This window comes from Sphingobacterium sp. GVS05A, assembly GCF_019969845.1.
Classification (GTDB): Bacteria; Bacteroidota; Bacteroidia; order Sphingobacteriales; family Sphingobacteriaceae; genus Sphingobacterium.
The window spans coordinates 352,752-373,081 of record NZ_JAHXYR010000002.1; the positions used below are offsets into that span (position 1 = coordinate 352,752).

General features: G+C 41.5%; 18 protein-coding genes. 8 read left to right on the forward strand and 10 right to left on the reverse strand.

Annotation, left to right across the window (positions count from 1 at the left end):
• Window positions 1-59: 59 nt before the first annotated feature.
• The 3 genes from LC454_RS26515 (at window position 60) to LC454_RS06230 (ending at window position 5,364) form a co-directional block, all read left to right on the forward strand.
• Window positions 60-3,230 (forward strand): AsmA-like C-terminal region-containing protein, encoded by a 3,171-nt coding sequence (locus LC454_RS26515; protein WP_223580689.1) that lies wholly within the window; start codon window positions 60-62, stop codon window positions 3,228-3,230.
• A gap of 255 nt (window positions 3,231-3,485) precedes the next feature.
• On the forward strand, window positions 3,486-4,733 hold the full coding sequence (locus LC454_RS06225) for a hypothetical protein (RefSeq protein WP_223580691.1): 1,248 nt from the start codon (window positions 3,486-3,488) through the stop codon (window positions 4,731-4,733).
• Window positions 4,734-4,830: 97 nt separating this feature from the next.
• Window positions 4,831-5,364, forward strand: a complete 534-nt coding sequence (locus tag LC454_RS06230) for a hypothetical protein (protein WP_223580692.1) — start codon at window positions 4,831-4,833, stop codon at window positions 5,362-5,364.
• Between the two features lie 20 nt (window positions 5,365-5,384).
• On the opposite strand, the gene LC454_RS06235 is transcribed toward LC454_RS06230, so the two are convergent.
• Both LC454_RS06235 and LC454_RS06240 read right to left on the reverse strand, forming a co-directional pair.
• The gene (locus LC454_RS06235) at window positions 5,385-5,801 is read right to left on the reverse strand and encodes an NUDIX hydrolase (protein ID WP_120259537.1); all 417 of its coding nucleotides are present in this window, start codon (window positions 5,799-5,801) and stop codon (window positions 5,385-5,387) included.
• Window positions 5,802-6,029: 228 nt separating this feature from the next.
• On the reverse strand, window positions 6,030-7,196 hold the full coding sequence (locus tag LC454_RS06240; protein ID WP_223580703.1) for an aspartate aminotransferase family protein: 1,167 nt from the start codon (window positions 7,194-7,196) through the stop codon (window positions 6,030-6,032).
• Window positions 7,197-7,417: 221 nt separating this feature from the next.
• Here LC454_RS06240 and LC454_RS06245 point away from each other — a divergent pair, with 221 nt between their 5' ends.
• A complete protein-coding gene (locus LC454_RS06245; protein ID WP_223580705.1) occupies window positions 7,418-8,857 on the forward strand; it encodes a PLP-dependent aminotransferase family protein in 1,440 nt (479 codons plus the stop codon).
• Window positions 8,858-9,162: 305 nt separating this feature from the next.
• Window positions 9,163-10,161, forward strand: coding sequence for a beta-ketoacyl-ACP synthase III (locus LC454_RS06250; protein ID WP_223580708.1), 999 nt, complete (start codon window positions 9,163-9,165; stop codon window positions 10,159-10,161).
• 437 nt (window positions 10,162-10,598) lie between these two features.
• Here LC454_RS06250 and LC454_RS06255 read toward each other — a convergent pair whose 3' ends face one another.
• From LC454_RS06255 to LC454_RS06285, 7 genes are all read right to left on the reverse strand, one after another.
• Window positions 10,599-12,875, reverse strand: coding sequence for a multicopper oxidase family protein (locus LC454_RS06255; protein WP_223580711.1), 2,277 nt, complete (start codon window positions 12,873-12,875; stop codon window positions 10,599-10,601).
• 10 nt (window positions 12,876-12,885) lie between these two features.
• Window positions 12,886-13,350, reverse strand: coding sequence for a DUF2231 domain-containing protein (locus tag LC454_RS06260; RefSeq protein ID WP_223580713.1), 465 nt, complete (start codon window positions 13,348-13,350; stop codon window positions 12,886-12,888).
• Between the two features lie 4 nt (window positions 13,351-13,354).
• Window positions 13,355-14,011, reverse strand: coding sequence for a DUF3347 domain-containing protein (locus tag LC454_RS06265; protein ID WP_223580714.1), 657 nt, complete (start codon window positions 14,009-14,011; stop codon window positions 13,355-13,357).
• Window positions 14,012-14,022: 11 nt separating this feature from the next.
• Complete coding sequence (locus tag LC454_RS06270; RefSeq protein WP_223580717.1) at window positions 14,023-14,454, reverse strand: hypothetical protein; 432 nt, start codon at window positions 14,452-14,454, stop codon at window positions 14,023-14,025.
• Between the two features lie 12 nt (window positions 14,455-14,466).
• Complete coding sequence (locus tag LC454_RS06275) at window positions 14,467-15,360, reverse strand: DUF3347 domain-containing protein (RefSeq protein ID WP_223580719.1); 894 nt, start codon at window positions 15,358-15,360, stop codon at window positions 14,467-14,469.
• A 368-nt stretch (window positions 15,361-15,728) separates the two neighbouring features.
• A complete protein-coding gene (locus tag LC454_RS06280) occupies window positions 15,729-16,181 on the reverse strand; it encodes a hypothetical protein (protein WP_223580721.1) in 453 nt (150 codons plus the stop codon).
• A 203-nt stretch (window positions 16,182-16,384) separates the two neighbouring features.
• Window positions 16,385-17,191: an alpha/beta hydrolase gene (locus LC454_RS06285; protein ID WP_223580723.1), complete on the reverse strand. Its 807-nt coding sequence runs from the start codon at window positions 17,189-17,191 to the stop codon at window positions 16,385-16,387.
• A 231-nt stretch (window positions 17,192-17,422) separates the two neighbouring features.
• On the opposite strand from LC454_RS06285, the gene LC454_RS06290 reads away from it, so the two are divergent.
• The 3 genes from LC454_RS06290 to LC454_RS06300 all read left to right on the forward strand — a co-directional run bounded on the left by LC454_RS06290 (window position 17,423) and on the right by LC454_RS06300 (window position 19,002).
• The gene (locus tag LC454_RS06290) at window positions 17,423-17,848 is read left to right on the forward strand and encodes an SRPBCC family protein (RefSeq protein WP_223580725.1); all 426 of its coding nucleotides are present in this window, start codon (window positions 17,423-17,425) and stop codon (window positions 17,846-17,848) included.
• A gap of 185 nt (window positions 17,849-18,033) precedes the next feature.
• Window positions 18,034-18,492 carry a MaoC family dehydratase gene (locus LC454_RS06295; protein WP_223580727.1) on the forward strand — a complete coding sequence of 153 codons (459 nt, stop codon included), beginning with the start codon at window positions 18,034-18,036 and terminating at the stop codon, window positions 18,490-18,492.
• Between the two features lie 48 nt (window positions 18,493-18,540).
• Window positions 18,541-19,002, forward strand: a complete 462-nt coding sequence (locus tag LC454_RS06300; RefSeq protein ID WP_223580729.1) for a GNAT family N-acetyltransferase — start codon at window positions 18,541-18,543, stop codon at window positions 19,000-19,002.
• A gap of 50 nt (window positions 19,003-19,052) precedes the next feature.
• On the opposite strand, the gene LC454_RS06305 is transcribed toward LC454_RS06300, so the two are convergent.
• A complete protein-coding gene (locus LC454_RS06305; protein ID WP_223580730.1) occupies window positions 19,053-20,027 on the reverse strand; it encodes a YeiH family protein in 975 nt (324 codons plus the stop codon).
• Window positions 20,028-20,330: the final 303 nt, after the last annotated feature.

The following is a 20,330-nucleotide window of genomic DNA, read 5'->3' on the forward strand; positions in this document are numbered from 1 at the left end:
TCAATCAATGGACTTTAGCAATAATTTTCGGACTTTTGTAGCCACAAAAAAACAACACTGTGTCAAAAGCAACATTTCTAAAGCTTGCCAAACGAATCTCTATCGGGTTAGTAAGCTTCATCGCACTATTTATTCTTTGTATATTATCCATTCCCTATATCTTCGAAAAAGAAGTAAACGACAAAGTTAAGTCGTTGGCAAACGAGCATATCAATGGGGAGCTCAACTATACAAAGGTCAGATTGACCTTCTTTGATCAATTTCCACTATTGACAGCGTCGATGGATGACGTGTTGTTAAAGGGCTCTGAGCCATTCAAAAAAGACACCTTGCTTGCCGCCAAACAAGTAAGCTTTGGAATTGACCTCATGAGCTTGCTCAAATCAAAAATCATTATTGACAAGTTTATCGTTAACCAGGGGAAGATCAATATTCTGGTTGATTCCTTAGGTAACGCCAACTACAACATATACAAGTCTACACCAACAGATTCCACCAAGGCAAAAGATAATTCCGAGAGCAGTGCACTGGCTTTTCAGCTGATTAAATTTGAAAAGACCAATCTGCATTACGAAGACCAATCTATTCCATTATGGATTGACGCAAAAGATCTGGACTACGAGGGTAAAGGTGATCTGATGTCGAATATCTTTGATTTGAATACCAGAGCCAAGATTGCCGCTTTTTCCTTTTCTTTTGACAATGAACTCTATGTCGACAAAAAATCAATTGATGCCAATTTATTGACGCGTATCAACACCGATAATTTATCATTCATATTCGAACGAAATGATATCAAAATTAATCAGCTACCAGTAAGATTCCGGGGCTTATTATCCTTTATATCGCACGGTTATCATCTGGACTTCAAGTTAAAATCCCAGGAGAGCACCCTAAGTGAATTGCTGTCACTGGTTCCCAATAGTTACGCATCATGGATAAAAGATCTATCCGTCAAAGGCACTTCCGAAGTTTTTGTAAATTTAATTGGTGACTATATTGTTGACAATAATGAGATGCCCGATTTATCCCTGGGACTGACCATAAACAACGGATATATGGCCTATAAAAAATCCAATAATCCATTGACTGACTGGAACGCGAAGTTAAAGATTGATCTTCCAGCCTTAAATCCCGACTCGCTCCGGATTGATCTGAAACAGTTTGACTTTAAAGTCGCATCGGGTTACTTCAACGCAAAAGGACAGATCGCAGGACTTCATCCAGTGACTGTACATGCGGATATGAAAAGCGACCTCGACCTGGGCATACTCTATTCTTCCCTACAATTTCCGGGCTTCTCCTTGGGCGGACGATGGAATCTTGACGCCAAGGTCGACGGAACCTATGCCAAAGCAACACGCAAAGTCGGACTTCAAAAACGCGAAGAGGAATATATTGCTTCCATACCGACATTTGATATCAAAAACACCCTCACAGACGGCCATTTCAAACTAGCTGATCTCCCAAAAGGACTTGACAAAATCGCTTATCGTCTTGAAGCAAAAGATCCGGATGGCAAAATGAAAAGCGCATCCATTTCTATTCACGACATCTCGATTCAGGCACTCAACAACTATATTAAAGGTTATGTTTCGATAACAGATTTCAACAAAATTGCGGTACAGTCTGATCTCAAAGCCTTATTCAATTTGGCCGATATCAAAAGCTTCTACCCGATCAAAGATATCGAACTGGCTGGGCTGATCGATGTAAACCTCAATGCAAAAGGTTATGTCGATCTCAAACGGAATATTTTTCCCGAAACCAATACTTCCATTGTGATGAAAGATGGGTTTATCAAATCCAAGGAATACCCTATTCCAATGGAAAATATACATGTTGAAGCCTTCGTGAATAGCGAGAAGGGATCTTTACGTGATTTGAGTGTCAAGATACTACCCGTTTCATTTACCTTCGCCGGGGAACCATTTTTCCTGAATGCAGATCTGCGCAATTTCAATAACATCAACTATAATATTCAGTCCAAAGGAAAACTCAACCTTGGTCCTATCTATAAGTTTTTTGCTTTGGACGGAACCAACGTTGATGGTTTTATCCATACAGATTTCAGTCTCAAAGGTCTTCAGAGCGATGCGACTAGCGGCCGTTATGCCAGACTCCACAATAGTGGACGTATCAACATCGGTAAAATCCAGGTACAGACAGATCTACTCCCTCAACCTATTGCGATCAAGAGCGGTGATTTTAGCTTCCATCAGGAGAAAATGAACTTTGACAGATTCCTGGTCAACTATGGTAGAAATTCGATCTCCGTAAAAGGTTATATGAATAATATCATCAACTACCTGACAAATAGCAACGCCTCGTTACAAGGGCAGTTTACGCTCAATAGTAAAAAAATCACTGTTGATGACTTCATGGTTTTTGCAGATACTCCTTCAGCAGCATCCTCTTCTTCGGAGACAGGTGTGGTCCTTTTGCCTAAAAACCTGGATGTTCAGGTACTGGGCTTAGTCAGCAATGTTTCTTACAACAATATGAACATCAAAGATTTCAAGGGGGATCTACAGGTCAAAGAAGGCAAACTGGCGCTCAACAACACCACTTTTGAACTAGCGGGATTAAAAGCAGCTATGAATGGAAATTATAGGCCAATAAATCCCCGCAGAGCCGCATTCGACTACGCTGTAAAAGCGGACAGCTTTGATATTCAACGTGCCTATAAGGAAATTCCAATGTTCAGAGAAATGGTGACTGCTGCCAAAAATGCGCATGGCCTTGTATCGCTGGATTATAAATTAGGAGGTTTACTGAACGGTAATATGCAGCCTGTGATGCCTTCCATTGTCGGTGAGGGTAGCCTGACCTTGAACCAGATTAAATTCAGAGGTTTCAAATTACTGAATGGCATCAGTGAATCCACCTCAAAAGAAAAATTGAAAGACGGCGAAGTGAAAAAAGTTGTCATCAAATCGCATATCAAGAACAATGTCATGACCATCGAACGTACCAAAATGAAGATGATGGGATTCAGACCACGATTTGAAGGCCAGGTTACACTTGATGGACGGATGAATCTCGGGTTCAGACTTGGGCTGCCTCCATTTGGAATCTTCGGAATACCGATGCGCATCACCGGTACCGCTGATAATTTTCAACTCAAAATGGGAAAATACAAAGAGGAAGACCTCGACATGGACATGGACGATGAGGATAGCAAAGTATACAAAGAATCCCAAAAAGAAAAAACAGAGGCTACAAAATAAGTTGCGCTTTGGATAAATATAGCTCCCTATCACTGATATTATCTCATTAAACAAGATCATTGATAGGGGGCTACTCATTTACAGAAGGTTGGAACACTAAGCCCCATAAAATAAAGACTATAAACAAAAAGATAGCAAACGTAATACAGATTTAATATTACGTTTATCCAAATAATAGTTGAATCATTTAGTTTCGCAATTAGCATACAAACTATTTACTATTCGGATTGTATACGATTACATAAACCTACAACGATGATTCAAAGACAAACACTTGGATTGATTTTTATGCTTGCAGTGGCGAGCGTCAGCTGTCAAAAAAATGAAATAGCTCCAGCGTCCATAGAAACTGAAACAGCTTCAAAACTTAAAGCGAGCACAACTGCTGCTGCTGTTAGTGTCAACAATTATGTCAATACCAGTACCTATATCAATTCAGGATTCAGTTTTCTAAATCCTTCCCAGGTAAATAAAAACCGTCAGGCCATTGGTGGGAGTGCTTACACCGAGGTATATGGGTTCAACATTCCCGAAGAAAATCGGGTGCGGGGTATCCGGTGGAATAGTGATGATGAAACCACGGCCATCTGGCGGCCACAGGGGATTGCCGGGTTCACAAAAGATGGAGTCCGTTATCTTTTGGTCAGCTGGTATGCTCGGAATAATGCCGAGCACAAAGGTTCCCGCATTACCCTGATTGACATTAGCCCAAGTTCAAGTACCTATCTGACCTACCGCCATATCCTTCTGGTTCAACCCGATATTCCTAGCGGAACGACAAACCATACACAATATGGTATTTATGCTCCACTTAAAGTACATGCTGGTGGAATCGCCTACTTCAAAGGCAAAATCTACCTGAGTAGCACAAATCTGGGCGTCAGGGTGTTCGATCTTGATAAAATTATTGAAGTTAGCACGGGTGATGACACCAGCGAGAAATGCGGAAAAGATGCCAATGGCAATTTATATGCATTCAACTATCGGTATATATTACCACAAATAGGATATCAAAAGATCAATAATGCCAGTCCCTTTTCAACCATTCAAGTCAATGATGAAGGAACCCAATTTTGGACTGGCCAATACTATGCTGGCAGCGCTGATGCCGCCATCGTGCCACAAGTTTTTGGCTTTCCTATTGACGCGGATGGTAAACTTCAAAATTCAGGTATTGTTACAGTTACACCAAAAAACAGTCTATTTACTGATAACCATGCCCACGGGATTCAAGGTGTATTCCGAAAAGGAAACCGGACATGGCTATCCTGCACAGGATCTCCGAGCAATTCCTACGGATCCAATGCAAGACTGGCACGCTACAGCGATGGCGCAGATGACACTGTCCGTTACAGATGGCCCTATGGTGCCGAATCCCTATATTATGAAGCAACTTATGGTTATCTCTGGAGTCTGACCGAATTCGAACCCAATGCCGGGGCACAGAATGGCAGTCAGGTCAATCGCTGTATATTTGCCGTAGATTTTTCCAAATATGAATAGCCCCTCTTAACAGTCGATGAGCAAAATATAAATATCGTAATTTAAGAATGCAACAAGATTTATTATCTTTAATACTGTATTCAAAACAATCGAAGCTATGCGTTATTTAACAAGTATACTATTTGCATTATTGGCCATCTGCAGCTGGTCAAGTTTTAACATCGTTCAAAATCAGAAAAATCCATTATATGGAAAAATATTTCGGGAGATTAATGAAATTCCGGGATTGGCCAGCTATGCCCATGCATCAGGTGCAGTAATAGACGCAAGCAAAAGTGAAAGTGGTGACTATCGCTTTGCTGCGGGATATTATACCAGCGATAAAAACGGGATTTGTATTTTGAATGAACTGCTTGATGACAAGGAGAATGGAAAGGGCCAGGTGAAATATAAGATCTTGGATACAATCAATATTCGTAAGCTCAAAGCCAACGAACAACTTAGCCTTTGCAACTGTAGGATAGGCAACAAATTTGACAGCGAAATCGTTGCTATTAGCGTTGTCGAGGAAGACAAAGAATATTTCAACAAGATTCTCAAAGCTTGGCGATTGAACACCAGGACCGGAAAGATAAGCCCGATACAAAATACCAAAACAATCAATTGTGCCAATGAGGGCTATGGTATTTAAGCATAGTTATGGCCTTTAACTTAAATCAGGCCATCTGCTTTCAACCGATCAAAAACATGCAACACACCGATAACCTGAATAGGTTCGCGTAAATAATCTTCATGGGAGAAGTACTTCACTTCTCCTATTTCGTTACTTGGTTGTATCGTTTCCGTAAGTGGATACAGAAAACAATCCTGTTCCATGATCACCTCAGGGATCATACCATAGGCTGGAGCAGTAATATGGCAATAGTACGAAATCTTTTGGGGGTCAAGATCTATGTTCAATTCCTCTGAAATCTCGCGTCGGAGTGATTGTAATGAATCCTCCCCTGCATCTATTTTACCACCCGGCAGGTACCAAGCTTTTTTATTATTGCTGTAGGCCAGTAATATTTTGTTATCCGCTATACTAATCAATCCGGCTGTTGGTAAACCCTTCGTAATTGTCGACATCTGTTTCCGTGTATCTATCTAATTAAAGTATCTGTTGTGAAATTACTTTTTTGACGTCATTAATACAAGAAAAAAGCTAAACTCACCCATTCAAAAGAATATCCCCTCAGACACGGTTCATTAATAGAATACCGTCCTGGAAAGCGACATGCAGTTCTTCACGAATTACAACTGATAGGCAATTTCCTTTATTTGCATAAAAGGCTGCAGTATACAGTTCTTCACTAACTATCCCATGTGATAAGAACGGTTTTGGAAATAACGGCTATTTTTTTCAAGCAATTTCTTTAAGCTCCTTAAAAAAATCTGTGCATGCTCCATTGTAAAACTTAACGGTGGCAGTAGCCTTAATGTATAAGCACCGGCATATCCAGTAAAGATCTTCTCGTCAAATAGCAGCTCCTGTCGCAGTTGTTGTATATCGGCATCAAACTCTACACCGATCATCAAGCCTTTACCCCTCACCTCAGCCACAGCAGCGATATCCTTCAATTCACTTATTAAAAAACCACCTACTTGCGCCGCATTATCAATCAGCTTTTCATCCCGGAGAACCTCCAATACCGCTATTGCAGTGGCGCAGGCTAGATGATTGCCGCCAAAGGTCGTCCCCAATTGCCCCATGAGTGGATTGACAGCAGGTGAAATAATAGTCGCAGCCATAGGGAAACCGTTGGCTATTCCCTTCGCTACAGTAACTAGATCCCCCTTTATTCCGGCATACTGGTGTGCGAAGAACTTTCCGGTACGGCCATACCCCGATTGGATTTCATCTAGAATAAGCAAGGTGCCTGTTTTTGTACAGATCGCTCTGACTTCCTGTAGAAATTCATCTGTGGCGACCTGAATTCCGCCTACCCCCTGAATCGGTTCCACAATCACTGCGCAATATGCCTCGGTTTCCAATTGTTTTCTCAAAATGGACAACTCATTGAATGGACTGAAAAAGTAATGACCATTATCATTTACAGCAGCACGGAGGCTCGTATTATCAGTCGCTGATACAGCACCGGAGGTTCTGCCATGAAAGGCATTAGATAAGGATAAAACCTTTTTTCTCCCTGTAAAAAACGAGGCTAGTTTCAAGGCATTTTCATTTGCTTCCGCACCAGAATTCGAAAAAAATACCGCATAGTCGGTGTATCCGCTCATCAGGCCCAATTGATGTGCCAGTTGATGCTGCAAGTCATTGTATATCGTATTCGAATAGAAGCCAATCTTGCCCAACTGTTGCAAGGTACTATCGACAACATGCGGATGTGTATGCCCCACAGCGACAACAGCGTGCCCGCCATACATATCCAAATAGGCCTCTTGCTGATGGTCATATACGAAACAGCCAGCCGCACGTTCAATCTGGATATCCAATTTTTCAAATACAGGAAATGGTTTCATCAAATGGTCAAGATTTAGTTAAACCCAAAAATCAGATTAAATCTTTCCTTGTAGGTAGTCCAGGATCAATTTAAAGCAAATAGTCCAGTTACTACCACCAGAAGTAAGCAGCTCATCTCAAACCCAATACCTGAAAAACAAATGCGATCGAATCATCGTAAAGGGCTTCAATCCAAAAGAACAATTGTATCTTTGGATGAATTACCTAATAAAATTGACCCATGCTCAGACCCTGGAATTTGACAATGGAGATAGACCGATCTTCCACAAAGGCGATTTATTTACAACTGGCAGATAGTATTGCCGCTGATATACAGTCTGGCAGACTAGCCTGTGGTACAGCCTTACCAAGCAGTAGAGTGCTTGCCACACAGTTGAAGCTAAACCGTAATACCGTTGTTGAAGCTATCCAACAGCTCCTGAGCGAAGGATGGGTCGTGAGCCAACAGCGTCGTGGGATTTTTGTGGCCCAGCAGCTTCCGCCGTTGCTTTCCAAAGCTGAAAGTTCCAACCAAAGTATAGCCGTATCGACTCTTCAGACACCTTTGCGTATTATCTTCGATGATGGTAATCCAGATAGCAAGATTGCTCCGATCGACCAGCTCGGACGCGCCTATCGACAGATTTTCAAACGGAGTGCCCGTTGGAAGATGATGGGCTATGCCGACCCAAGGGGACATATCGATTTTAGGCAAGCCATCGCCGACATGCTCAACCTGGAACGCAATATGAATATCACCTTGGACAACCTATGTATCAGTAGAGGAAGCCAAATGGCTATGTATCTTATTGCTCAATGTCTACTGGAAAAGGATGACTATATTTTCGTCGAGTCTCCTGGCTACCACTCTGCCTGGAAGATATTCGAGCATACCGGAGCAAAACTTATACAAATCCCTGTTGATAATGAGGGTATCATTGTCGAAGAAATGATACCCCATCTAAAGGCAAAAAAAAATATCAAAGCTCTATACATTACACCGCATCGACAATATCCGACAACGGCTACGTTAAGCCCCGCCCGCAGGTCAGAGCTGATTCAATTATCCAATGCATATGGATTTACGATTATCGAGGACGATTATGATTACGAATTTCATTTCGATCACACGCCATACCACCCGCTGGCCTCGGCTGCCGAATTGCAACATTCGATCTACATCGGAACATTGAGCAAAGTCGTAGCCCCTGCACTTCGTATAGGCTATCTTGTCAGCAAAAATCAACATTTATTGCAAGCTATTGCTCAACTACGTTACCTCATCGATATACAAGGCGATAATATTATGGAGCAGGCAGTTTTGGAACTTATTCAGGACGGCACCGTAAGAAGACATATCCGCAAAGCAACCAACTATTATCGAGGCAAGCGGGACTTTATGGTCAAGCAACTCGATCTCCATTTATCAGAGCATGTAAGTTACCATTGTCCCCAAGGTGGATTAGCAGTCTGGCTTGCTTTCAAACATCAAGTAGACTGGACATTGCTCTTCAAAAAGCTGAAAGAAAAATCAATCCATATTCCACATCCAGATAACTATCATAAAGACGATAGTTACGGTGGCTTGCGTCTAGGTTATGGGTCTATTTCCGAAGAGCTGATCGAAGAGGGAATCAGGGGCTTGGCGGAGCTGCTCAAACTTGCCCGGATTTCTGGATAAGTGCGCTAATACGTTAAAAATTGCTAGACCGTTTTGACCTTTTGAAAAGATCAAAAAGATTAAAATTTCGACAAATACACCACCAGCAGCATATAATTTCGCCTGATCAAGACCGATTAAAAGAATAGTATAGGACAAAAGTTAAAAACGGTCAATTTTATTCAAAAACGTAATTATTTTGTCAAAAACCTATCTTTTCACCCTTTAGTTGTACAAATTAACCGTAGTTTTACGGCGCAAAATCACAACTTGACTAATTTGTAAGATTTGGCTGTAGAAAAAGAGAGAAAAGAGTACATTATTTTATGACTGAAAGAATACCGAGCAGGCCGTATGCAGCAATAACTGGGGTTGGTGGATATATTCCACCAAACAGAAGATCCAATACCGATTTAGAGCAGTTTTGCGAGACCTCCGATGAATGGATTATCAAACGTACGGGAATTAAGGAGCGAAGGATATTGGATGAAAATCTTGCCACATCGGATATGGCCGTCAAAGCCATTCAGGATCTAGCAAAACAATATAATAAAGATTTGCGGGATGTAGATGCGCTTATCGTAGCAACATCTACACCAGATATGCCTATGCCAGCAACGGCTAATATTATTCTCGAAAAATTGGGGCTGACCAATGTATGGGCATTTGATGTCAATGCCGCTTGTTCAGGTTTCCTTTATGCGTTGGATATGGCTTCGTCGCTCGTGGAGACACAACGTTACAAAAATGTGCTTGTTGTCGGCGCAGATAACATCAGTACTTATGTCGATCTAAAAGACCGTTCTACTAATATTCTATTCGGAGATGGCGCTGGCGTAATTTGGCTTGAACCCTCAATTGAAGGTGGTGTTATGGATGCCTACCTGCGTAGCAATGGTGCTGGACGTGAATTTTTGAAGATCGAAGCCGGTGGTTCCCTCTACCCGATCGACAGCAACCTACCCGTAAATGACAACCGTTTTCTCAAACAAGATGGCAAAACAGTCTTCAAACATGCTGTTCAATCGATGAGTGATGCCTGCAATACTGTTTTACAGCGCAATAACTTACAGATTGAAGATATCAACTGGTTAATTCCACATCAAGCCAACCAACGTATCATCGATGCAGTTGGTCGTAGCCTTAATATTCCTGAAGATAGAGCACTTAGTAATATCGAATATCTAGGTAATACCATTGCAGCGACGATCCCTTTGTGTATCTGGCAAAATATTAAAAAACTGAATACCGGTGACCTTGTGATGCTGACTGCTTTCGGAGCAGGATTCTCTTGGGGAGCGAGTCTATTTAAATGGATGATTTAAACGATCCAAACCTGGTCTGTTAAAAGAACCGGAATAACATAAAAAAGCGCCAGAAATTTAACGATTTCTGGCGCTTTCTTTTGTGCTGTCCACTATAGAGAACATCTGCTTAAAAACAGGGGATTTCCAGAAAACAAAGGGCATACAAATTCATATCAACAAGTATATTAATAAAGAACTAATAGGGACATTACCCGGACTTCATTCGGAACTCATTCGGATAAAAGCGTATAAAGTCCGGGTAAAATCTGGATAATTTAACAATCAGATCTATATTATTTAAGGAAATAGACCCAATCTGCTACCTTATTAACCAGTAACAGAGAAAAATAAAATCCATGGGTGAGATTATGTGCACACCGCATTAAGAAATTCCACAAAAAAAAGGGGGGGCGCATACCGCGTCCCCTCTTCTATCCGTATTAAAAATCCGTTCGTTAATAATTCAACGATAGTCCCACACCAAATCCCATATCACTATCGTAATGTGTTCTGAAGGCCATATTCTTTGTGATGATATAATTCAGTCCGGCCATATACTCAAGATCCGAGTTGACCATAAAATCGCCACGTATTCTTCGTGAAATCGGGATATCCTCCCGCATCATTTGCAATCGAACAATACCGTCATGATACACTTCGGCCTGAAAATTCACCAACATCGGTAGCGTATACATAAAACCCAGACTCACCGCTTTGCGGCTATCTTTTTTATTTGCCTGACCGAAGATATTCTTTTCATGTTCATCGTCGCCCATTCGGCGGTAACGGTAATCAAAACCTACAAAAGGCATAAACCACTGCATCTTTCCGAAAAATCGTCCCAAGTGTGTCTCCACCTCGTAACCATGCATGTCGTTGTAACCCAATCGCCATTCCGATCCCAGTTGCCAGCGCGCATTCTGAAACATCGCCTGGCCATCATTTCCGTTGGTCGCAAAATCATTCTGCGCCATAAAATGCGTCATATTGCTTTCATGTTGCAGCTCCTTATATGCTTTGGCTTTATCGGGTAGATATGGATTTTTATAGTCATCCACAGCAAATACCCGGTTCATTCCGGCCATCATATGGTATAAGATATGGCAATGAAAAAACCAATCACCTTCTTCATTTGCCAAAAACTCAATGGTATCTGTTTCCATTGGCATGATATCGACCACATTTTTCAATGGAGCTTTTGCTCCTTTGCCATTCAGCAATCTAAAGTCAAAGCCATGTAAATGAATCGGGTGGCGCATCATTGAGTTGTTGTAGATAGTAATCCGTAGCACTTCCCCTTTCTTCACCGGAATCTTATCGGTCTCCGAAAGAATTTTATTATCCATGCTCCACACATAGCGGCTCATATTTCCTGTAAGGGTAAATTTAAGATCCCGCACGGGAGCGTTCTTCGGCAATTCGGTCTCATGGGGAGATTCCAGCATCGCATAATTCAATGTGACGATATCACCCAGTGCATTCGCATTGTAACGGTTTGGATCCTCATCGGCCTTCATCTTCCCATGATCCATACCTCTATGCTTGCTGTGATCTTCCTTTTTCTTTCCATCTCCGGTAATTTCAGAATACATGACTACATTCATATCCATCTGATTCAGGCTCATATTCATGCCCATATCATTCAGATTACCGTCCATCTTCATCATGTCATTCATCATCTTCATTCCCTCAAAATATTTGAGACGAGGGAGTGGTGAAATCAATTGCTTGATGCCATTACCAACAAAATAACTCGCCGATTGCGTCCGATCCTCCGTTGTAGCCATAAACTCGTAGGCTGTTCCCTCATTAGGAATCGTCAGGACCACATCATAGGTCTCCGATACCGCGATCATCAGCCTATCCACTTCCACAGGTAGCACATCATTACCGTCATTAGCAACCACGGTAATTTTCCCACCTGCATAGCGTAGCCAAAAATAAGATGAAGCACCACCATTTGAAATCCGTAAACGTACCTTGTCTCCCACTTTCAATTTCTTTCCATCTACTTCCTTTAGATCCGTAGAATGGGCACCATTCAACAGGATCTTGTCGTAGTATACATCACTGACATCCATGGCGAGCTGACGCTTCCATTCATTGGTGATTTTCGTTCCAAACTTACCTTCTTTGATCGCCTCCGCGTAAGATTGGGTAGCCCCTTTTTTAATAGCTGCCCAGTCATTTCCCGTATGTAACATCCGCTGGATATTATCCGGATTATAATTTGTCCATTCACTTATGATTAATGGAATCGTAGGTAAATCATCTATTCCTTTGCGAAAAGTCTTGTCATCCGCACGTTTGTTCAAAATAAGGCTACCATACATACCGATCTGTTCCTGCAAGCCCGAATGCGAATGATACCAGTGAGTTCCATGTTGAATAATCGGGAAACGATAGGTATAAGTCGAGTTCGGCTTAATCGGCTCCTGCGTCAGATGCGGTACACCATCCTCTTTGTTCGGAAGAAAGATACCATGCCAGTGCAGAGATGTGCTTTCTTTCAGTTCATTGTGAACCACAATTTCCGCTGTATCTCCTTCGGTAAATGTCAACGTCGGCATAGGAATCTGCCCATTTACGGAAATGGCCCGTTTTGCTTTGCCTGCATAATTCACAATGGTATCCCGAACATACAGTTCGTGACGCACCACCTTCTGCGCAAACACAGCGGCCTGGGTCATTAATAGTAAAACAATTATTATTATATTCTTCTTATTACTCATTTTCATGCGATTACTTCATTAAAACTCCATTACTTTTAGGTCCCACACCATACTGATAGACCAGCCGTGCGCCATGGTGTCCCGTGATAAATAGTGTCACAGACAAACTTATCAACAAAATCACGATCAAATAGTTTGTCCAGATGACTTTACTCCTTCGCAATGCCACGAAGCGTACAACTGTGGTTATCCCCGCCAGCCAGAAGCTGATCCAGGCATAACGTTGGTGGATATCAAAAACGGCAAAGGCTTCCTCATCGGCATCCCCCGAAATATGGGATGCAGTCTGAATTGCTGCAAAAGCCCCTATTGTTCCCAAAAACAACAGGATAAAAGTCAAGATATTTAGCTCCCGCCGATATCGGCTATGGCATACAGCCACCACCTGACTGAGCAAGGCTAAAAGCAGCAGCACTATAGGGAAATGAACCACCAAAGGGTGCAAGTTGGGAAATCCTTCAAACAACTTTTCCATCACGCTATTGAATTGTCTCTACAGTAGATCCACAGGTAGGCATTGATTTACCCAGATAAGGATTGTCGATTGCCTTTTGTTTGCTCAACCAATGCGCACCTTTACCCTCATTATACATCGGGCAATGCTGGTAATAGATCGGAGCATCCGGCCGCACTACTTTTAGCAATGCGTAGATATTTTTGGATAGCGTCACGAAGTGCTCACGTTGATGTCCATTTTCATCAATCCCCGCGATATGTTCTGTATCAAAGGCCAATTTCCGTTGATACTGTTTCCAGGCAGCAGCAGAAGCGGTCTCCAACCTGGTGGCATCAATCTTCGCAACCGCAGCCTCCATCTTTTTTGCAGCCAGCTGCGCCGCCTGTCCATTATCTCTCGCCAACGCATCTTTTAATTCAAAGTAAGCACTGTACACCTTATCAAGAGATCTATCCTTTGCGACTGGAGCCTCGGCCTTTGTCATAGCAGCAGTTTCGGTAATCTCCGCTTTTGCTGTTGTATCTTCTGCACCAACTGTATCCGATTTCGTTTTATCTATAGCAGCCCCCGTCTCCTCTGCTTCCTTTGCCATATCTGCAGCATGTGTATGATTCGGTTTTGAGTTGTTGCAAGCAGCAAGTGTCATTGCTGCAACTACAATCAGTATCATTCTTTTCATTTTAAGTCTATTTATTGGTTTATATTTTCAACGTATTTCCGATAATTTTCTTCGTTTTCAAAATAAGAAACTTCACCCTGATCACCCGTTATGGCAATAGCTGCATTGGCCTTATCAACCTCTTTCTTGGACAAGGGATCAATAGCAACACGGACAGCGGCTTCTTTAGGGATTCGTTCCTTACACATTTCACAGCAGCCATAATAAGCCTTGCCCTCATGTTTGACCAGCAGTTGTTTCTTGGCCATAAAAGCATCATTGACCATACATACCTCTTCAGTAGGCACGAGATCTCCTTTTTTGTACTGCTTTGAAGCAGCCGCTACATGCCTCGTTGTATCCCTTTCTGAACTCGTAAGCGCTGCTTTTGAATTGCTTTGTGGATTGGTGCATACCGTCAATATGAGGCCAAACACCGCTATAATAGCAACTAAATATTTCATTGGGCTTGCTATTTAATTAAGCGTTTCGACTGTACTTCCACAAGTAATCATTTGCGATCCGTAGAATGGATTTTTAACGGCCTTTTCCTTGCTCAACCAATTTGCACCTTTCCCTTCGTTAAACATCGGACAATGTTGATAGTAGATAGGGCTCCCGAAAGAACTCACTTTGACCAGTTCATAAAGCTTCGTCGAAAGCGAGGCAAATGCAACACGTTGTTTGGTCACATCCTTACTCTTCGCGATGGTTGCAGCGTCAGCAGTCAAATTGTTCATTACCTTCATCCAGACAGTATGTTCAGCGGATGCAAGCTTATTCATATCCACGGTCTTGATCGCTTCCTGCAATGCCGCTGCCTTGGTCGCTGCCGCCTGTGCATCCGTCTTGACCAGCGCATCTTTTAAAGCAAAGTATTGATCGACCACATTTGTCAATTGTGTTACTTTTCCGCTTACCGCAATAGCAGCTGTAGCATTTTGATGAGCTGAATGGTCTGTTTGCCCCGACTGATGTTGTCCACTAGTTTCTGTAGTTGTTGCAGGCTGCGATTTTGATATAGGTTTTAATGTTCTTGTGTATTGATCTGCTTTGGGCAACTTGGCATAAGCATCGTCAGGCGCCAGAAACTTCTCACTGTCAAATCCTGCTAAGGCAATACGCTTTAAAACCTCATCTTCATTTGTTTTTGAAGCATCATAAGTGATCGTCGCAATTTTAGTTCCCTGATTCCAGTCTACCTGGGCAGTCTTTCCGGCCTTGCCTTCCTGCTCGATGACAGTTTTTGCAGCGGCGGTATTTCCGAAGACTTTTATCGTTGCTGTTTTCGCGTTTTTGATCTGTGCCTGTATAGTGTTGGTGGTCAGTAATACTAGGGTTACTAAGCCAATTATTGAAATGGATTTCATCTGTAAATATTTATTTATTCGTGTTTATTTTAATTGTATTCATGAACACCCTACGTTCGATTATTGATAATGTTTGTTTTCATTGGTCTCAATGAACTCGTTACACTTGGTTTATTTTTTAATAACGATAGGATATCCCCAAAAAATTTGATTCGTATTTATGCTTTTCAAATAAGAGTACCTGATAATGAATAAATTTCTGATAAATAACTATGACAACTCCGTCAGCAGCAAGCTATTCATAGCTAAAAACTGTAGACCGTCACCGGATCATAAGATCCCATGGGCGTTTTCAACGAATACATCAAGAGGGGTTTTGAACGCCGATGGCGATCCAAAAAAGACGTAGCATGGGCTACCATCGATGATTAGGCTATTTTGGGAGGCTGCCAGATCGAAAAATAAGCATCCGAGCAAAAAGGCTGCTTGTACAACGTATACAATTTGAGATGATCTGTATCTGATGGCAAAATAAGATCTACTTCATAAAAAGAGATCATCGGATTACATTGCATAGAAGTACGACATGATTTTTCGGCACAGTGTTTACCACAGTCATCACCGTGATCACTTGAAGTTCCTGAATCCTGCTTTTTATCTTTACAGCAATCTTTCGTCTCGGTATCCTTTACATCTTGCGCTTTGTCAGTATGCTTTGGATCTTGATCGCTATCCTTTAGATCTGCACCTTTTTCAGTACAACAGGATTTCTCCTCCTGCTTCGGTGTTTCGGGTGCTAAATGGCAGGCAAAACCCAGACTTGGTGCTAGAAATAGCCCCAAAATACAGATGACCAACAAGATGTTGACTTTTGCCCACATACGGATTGCAATTTATATTGTTTACGCTATGATACCTTAATTTACAGGAAACACCCCTATATGTATATATCACGGGATAAAGATCGTTACTATTTCCCAAACCGTTGTTGTAATATTTTTACTTTATTTTATAAAATTTCTGACTGGAAATTCAGTCAGTCCATGCCTTAACGCTAGTACTCTATTATTGTAAAGGTCTAGTTTCATTTTTCCAATTCCTTGATCCAGTTAAGCAGCAGCAAGCAGCCTGGTGCATAGACGGCCCCATGATCAAAGCCCTGTAATTGGTATAAAGAGGTTTTTGCATGACCAACCTGCTTTAATATTGCTGCAAGATGCGCATTCTCTTCATATCGCGCGGGCAGCTCCAATCGCGCATCACCTGTTATCAATACAATGGGTGGCGCATCCTTCCGAGCAAAGGTTATTGGCGCATAGCGATCGATTTGTGGGATGACCATGGACTGTCCCCGTTCCTTTTTAATAGTGTAATGTGTATTGGTCTGGCCACTGATGGGCGCCAGGCCTTTTATCCGATTCGCATCGACACCGTATTTGTGTAGATAGCTGCTATCCAGTCCCACCATTAAAGCGAGATACCCCCCAGCGGAGTGCCCTGACACATAGATCTTTGTCGGATCGCCACCATAGGAAGCAATATGGGAGAATGCCCAGGCAACAGCTTCTGCGGCATCGTCAATATAACCCGGTGCTTCCTCCTTAGGGCTCAACCGATAATTAACCGCGACCACAGCCACGCCTTTCTCTTTAAGCTCCAATGGTATAAATTTGTTTCCCCCTTCCAATCCACCACCATGAAACCAAACAATCGTGGAAAAATCTTTTCGGTCGGTCGGAATATAAAGATCCAGCTTGCATCGTTCCTTTTTATACGCGTCGGTATCGGTATTTTTACAATAACTGATATCTGCTATATTACGGTATCCTTGTGCAAGGATCCTGTTCGAAGAAATCAATAAAAAGAATATAATAAGGAGTTTCGGAGACATAATAAATGGGTTTAAGTATTCACATTCATAAAGTTAACAAAAAGCCCACGAATCCCCAGCCTCTTAACGCAAAATTGTCTCTCCCCAAGAACAACCCACCAAGCTGACATTCCTTAATAATCTATTTAGGAGAATATGAATAATTATCTTACAAGGGACATAACAAAAGATAAATTTTCCTGTTATTATTAAGGAAACTGTAATTACTTTAGAAAAAATTATTAACGTAATATGGAGCAGATAAAAATACAAGCGCATATTGATGTGCGTGTGGAGATCATCTGGAATGCATATACCTCAGCAGAAGATATTATGCAATGGAATCAAGCTTCTGATGACTGGCATTGTACAGGTGCAATCAATGATTTACGTATTGGGGGAAAATTCAAAAATCGGATGGAGGCGAAAGACGGCTCCATGGGTTTTGACTTTATAGGAACCTATACAGCACTTGAACCTTTTAAAAAAATAGCCTATACTATGCCTGATGGCCGTCAGGTCACCATAAATTTCAGCTCAAAAAAATCCACGACTGAGATTACCGTTATTTTTGATGCTGAATTCGAAAACCCTGTTGAGATGCAACGGCAAGGATGGCAAGCCATTTTGGACAACTTCAAAGCCTATGTAGAAAAGACATATGGGAGCCCATCATAGTGACAAACGCTTTAAATGCGGTAATTGCAGCATATTCAGCTGATGACAATCCGTTCAACTAGTAGACATATAATAACAGACATACTTGGATTGCTAACGACAATGGTTATCTTTAGCCAAAATTTGATATTCCTGTATGTAACCTACGGAGCAAATTCCAACGAAAAGCGATAAAGACATAACATATGACAATAATTAACAATTATGAAGAGTACAAAGCCTTTGAAGGAAAGTCATTAGGCGAATCTCAATGGCATACAATCGATCAAAAACAGATTAACCTGTTTGCCGATGCAACCTTAGACCACCAATGGATCCACCTCGATAGCGAAAAAGCAAAAACAGAGAGTCCATTTAAATCGACCATTGCACATGGTTATCTGACCCTATCCTTAATTCCTTATTTGTGGAAACAGATTGCAGAAGTAAGGAATGTCAAAATGGAGATCAATTATGGCATCGAAAACCTACGTTTTGCACAACCGGTCCTGGTCGATAATGAAGTACAATTACATACACATGTTAAATCGGTTATCAATCTCAGGGGAGTGATCAAAGTAACCATTGAAGCAACTTTAAAAATTAAGGATAGTGCCAAACCTGCTTATGTTGGGGATGTTATCTTTTTATACCACTTCAATTAAACCAATCCGAATAGGATTCATTTTAACAACTTCAGATAGGCTATTTACATGTTAGCTGAATTCGAAATAAAACAGATCACAAATCATAAGGACTATCCTTATGATTTGTTGCTTCTAGCCGACGAGACTGTCGCCGCAATCAATAAATACCTTTTTGATTCCTCCGTCTTTGTTGTTCAGGAACAGCAACAGCCCATTGCGGTATTTTGCTTATATCCCATCGACGGCGAGACGCTGGAGATCAAAAATATCGCTGTCGCTGCTTCACATCAGAACAAAGGACTTGGGAGCGAAATATTACAATATATCCAGGAGACTTATCGTGTACAATATCCCAACCTGATTGTTGGCACTGGGGATTGCGGCTTAGATCAGATCCGATTTTATGAACGTAATGGCTTTGTTCAATATGGTGTCCGTGCTAATTTTTTTATAGACAATTACGAACAGCCTATCTATGAAAACGGTCAATTGTTAAAAGATATGGTTTTACTGAAATATCAACCCTAAATCCACTAGCATCAGTAGGCCACTATTGCTATTTGATACCGCCCATTTTTTTATAGACAGAAGTAAATATAGAGTAACACAGGGATAGCAAGGCACAACCACAATACAAGCCCCTGTAGGATCGCTTTATAACCTACCGACAGTAACACATCCCTTGACAGGCTGGCTCCGATTAAAAAGAGCGTCAATGTTAATCCGACTTTGGAAATATGAACCACATAAGTTCCTATCTCTTGAAAAAATGGACTATAACTATTCAAGATGATAGCCAGTATAAATAATCCGATAAAATAAGGAATTTTAATCCGTGTACCCTTGGTATTAAAAGCAAGCGCACTCAGCAAAGAAATAGGAATAATCCATAGCGCCCGCGTTAACTTAACAGTCGTTGCTACCTGGAGGGCCTCTGTGCCGTATTTACTTGCCGCACCTACCACAGAACTCGTATCCTGTATTGCAACCGCACACCAAAGTCCAAATTGTGTCTGGGAGAGATCTAGGGCACGGCCGATGACTGGAAATACAAACAAAGCAAGCGCATTCAAAACGAAGATAGTTCCCAAAGCGACACTGATCTGCTTTTCATTGGCTTTCACAGTGGGCGAAACCGCCGCAATTGCACTTCCGCCGCAGATGGCCGTTCCTACGGTGATGAGATAAGCTGTCAATTTTTCCAGTTTTAATAATTTTCCCAATATGTACCCCAGGGACAATGTCCCAATAATAGAAATAACGGTCAGTAAAAACCCGTCTTTGCCTGTCTGAATAGCGGAGTCAATATGCATACCGAATCCCAAACCAACAACAGAAAGCTGTAAAAGAATTTGTGTGGCTTTGTGATTAACAGCCAAAAAGGGGTGCCCGATCCATTGGGCAACAATAATCCCCAGCAATAGCGCCAGAGGAGCTGATACGACTGGTGTCAGACATAAGATAAGCAAGAGGATAAAGATGATTTCCCGGATAGTAATTTTTTTGTTGAGTATATGCTTGTATCGCATGGTGGGAGTCACTTTTTTGTACATGATTTGTGTTTTGATCTAGCACAAAATTGAATAACTTTTATTTATCAATAAAACTACAAATACTAATAAGTCATAACTATACATTATACACTATAAAAACATCGAAAAAGAGTTCAACCTGTAAATGTGGATTGCACAGCCATCCGAATCAAATGTGGCCTCGATATTTGTTTGAAGAATATGAGAATCAAATACGATCAATAAAGATAAATCCATGGGTTCAATGAAATCACACTTATAACAGTCCATATTTCGGTATTGGCATTCCAATTGGAAAATAATAAGTACACATGGAAGATCCAA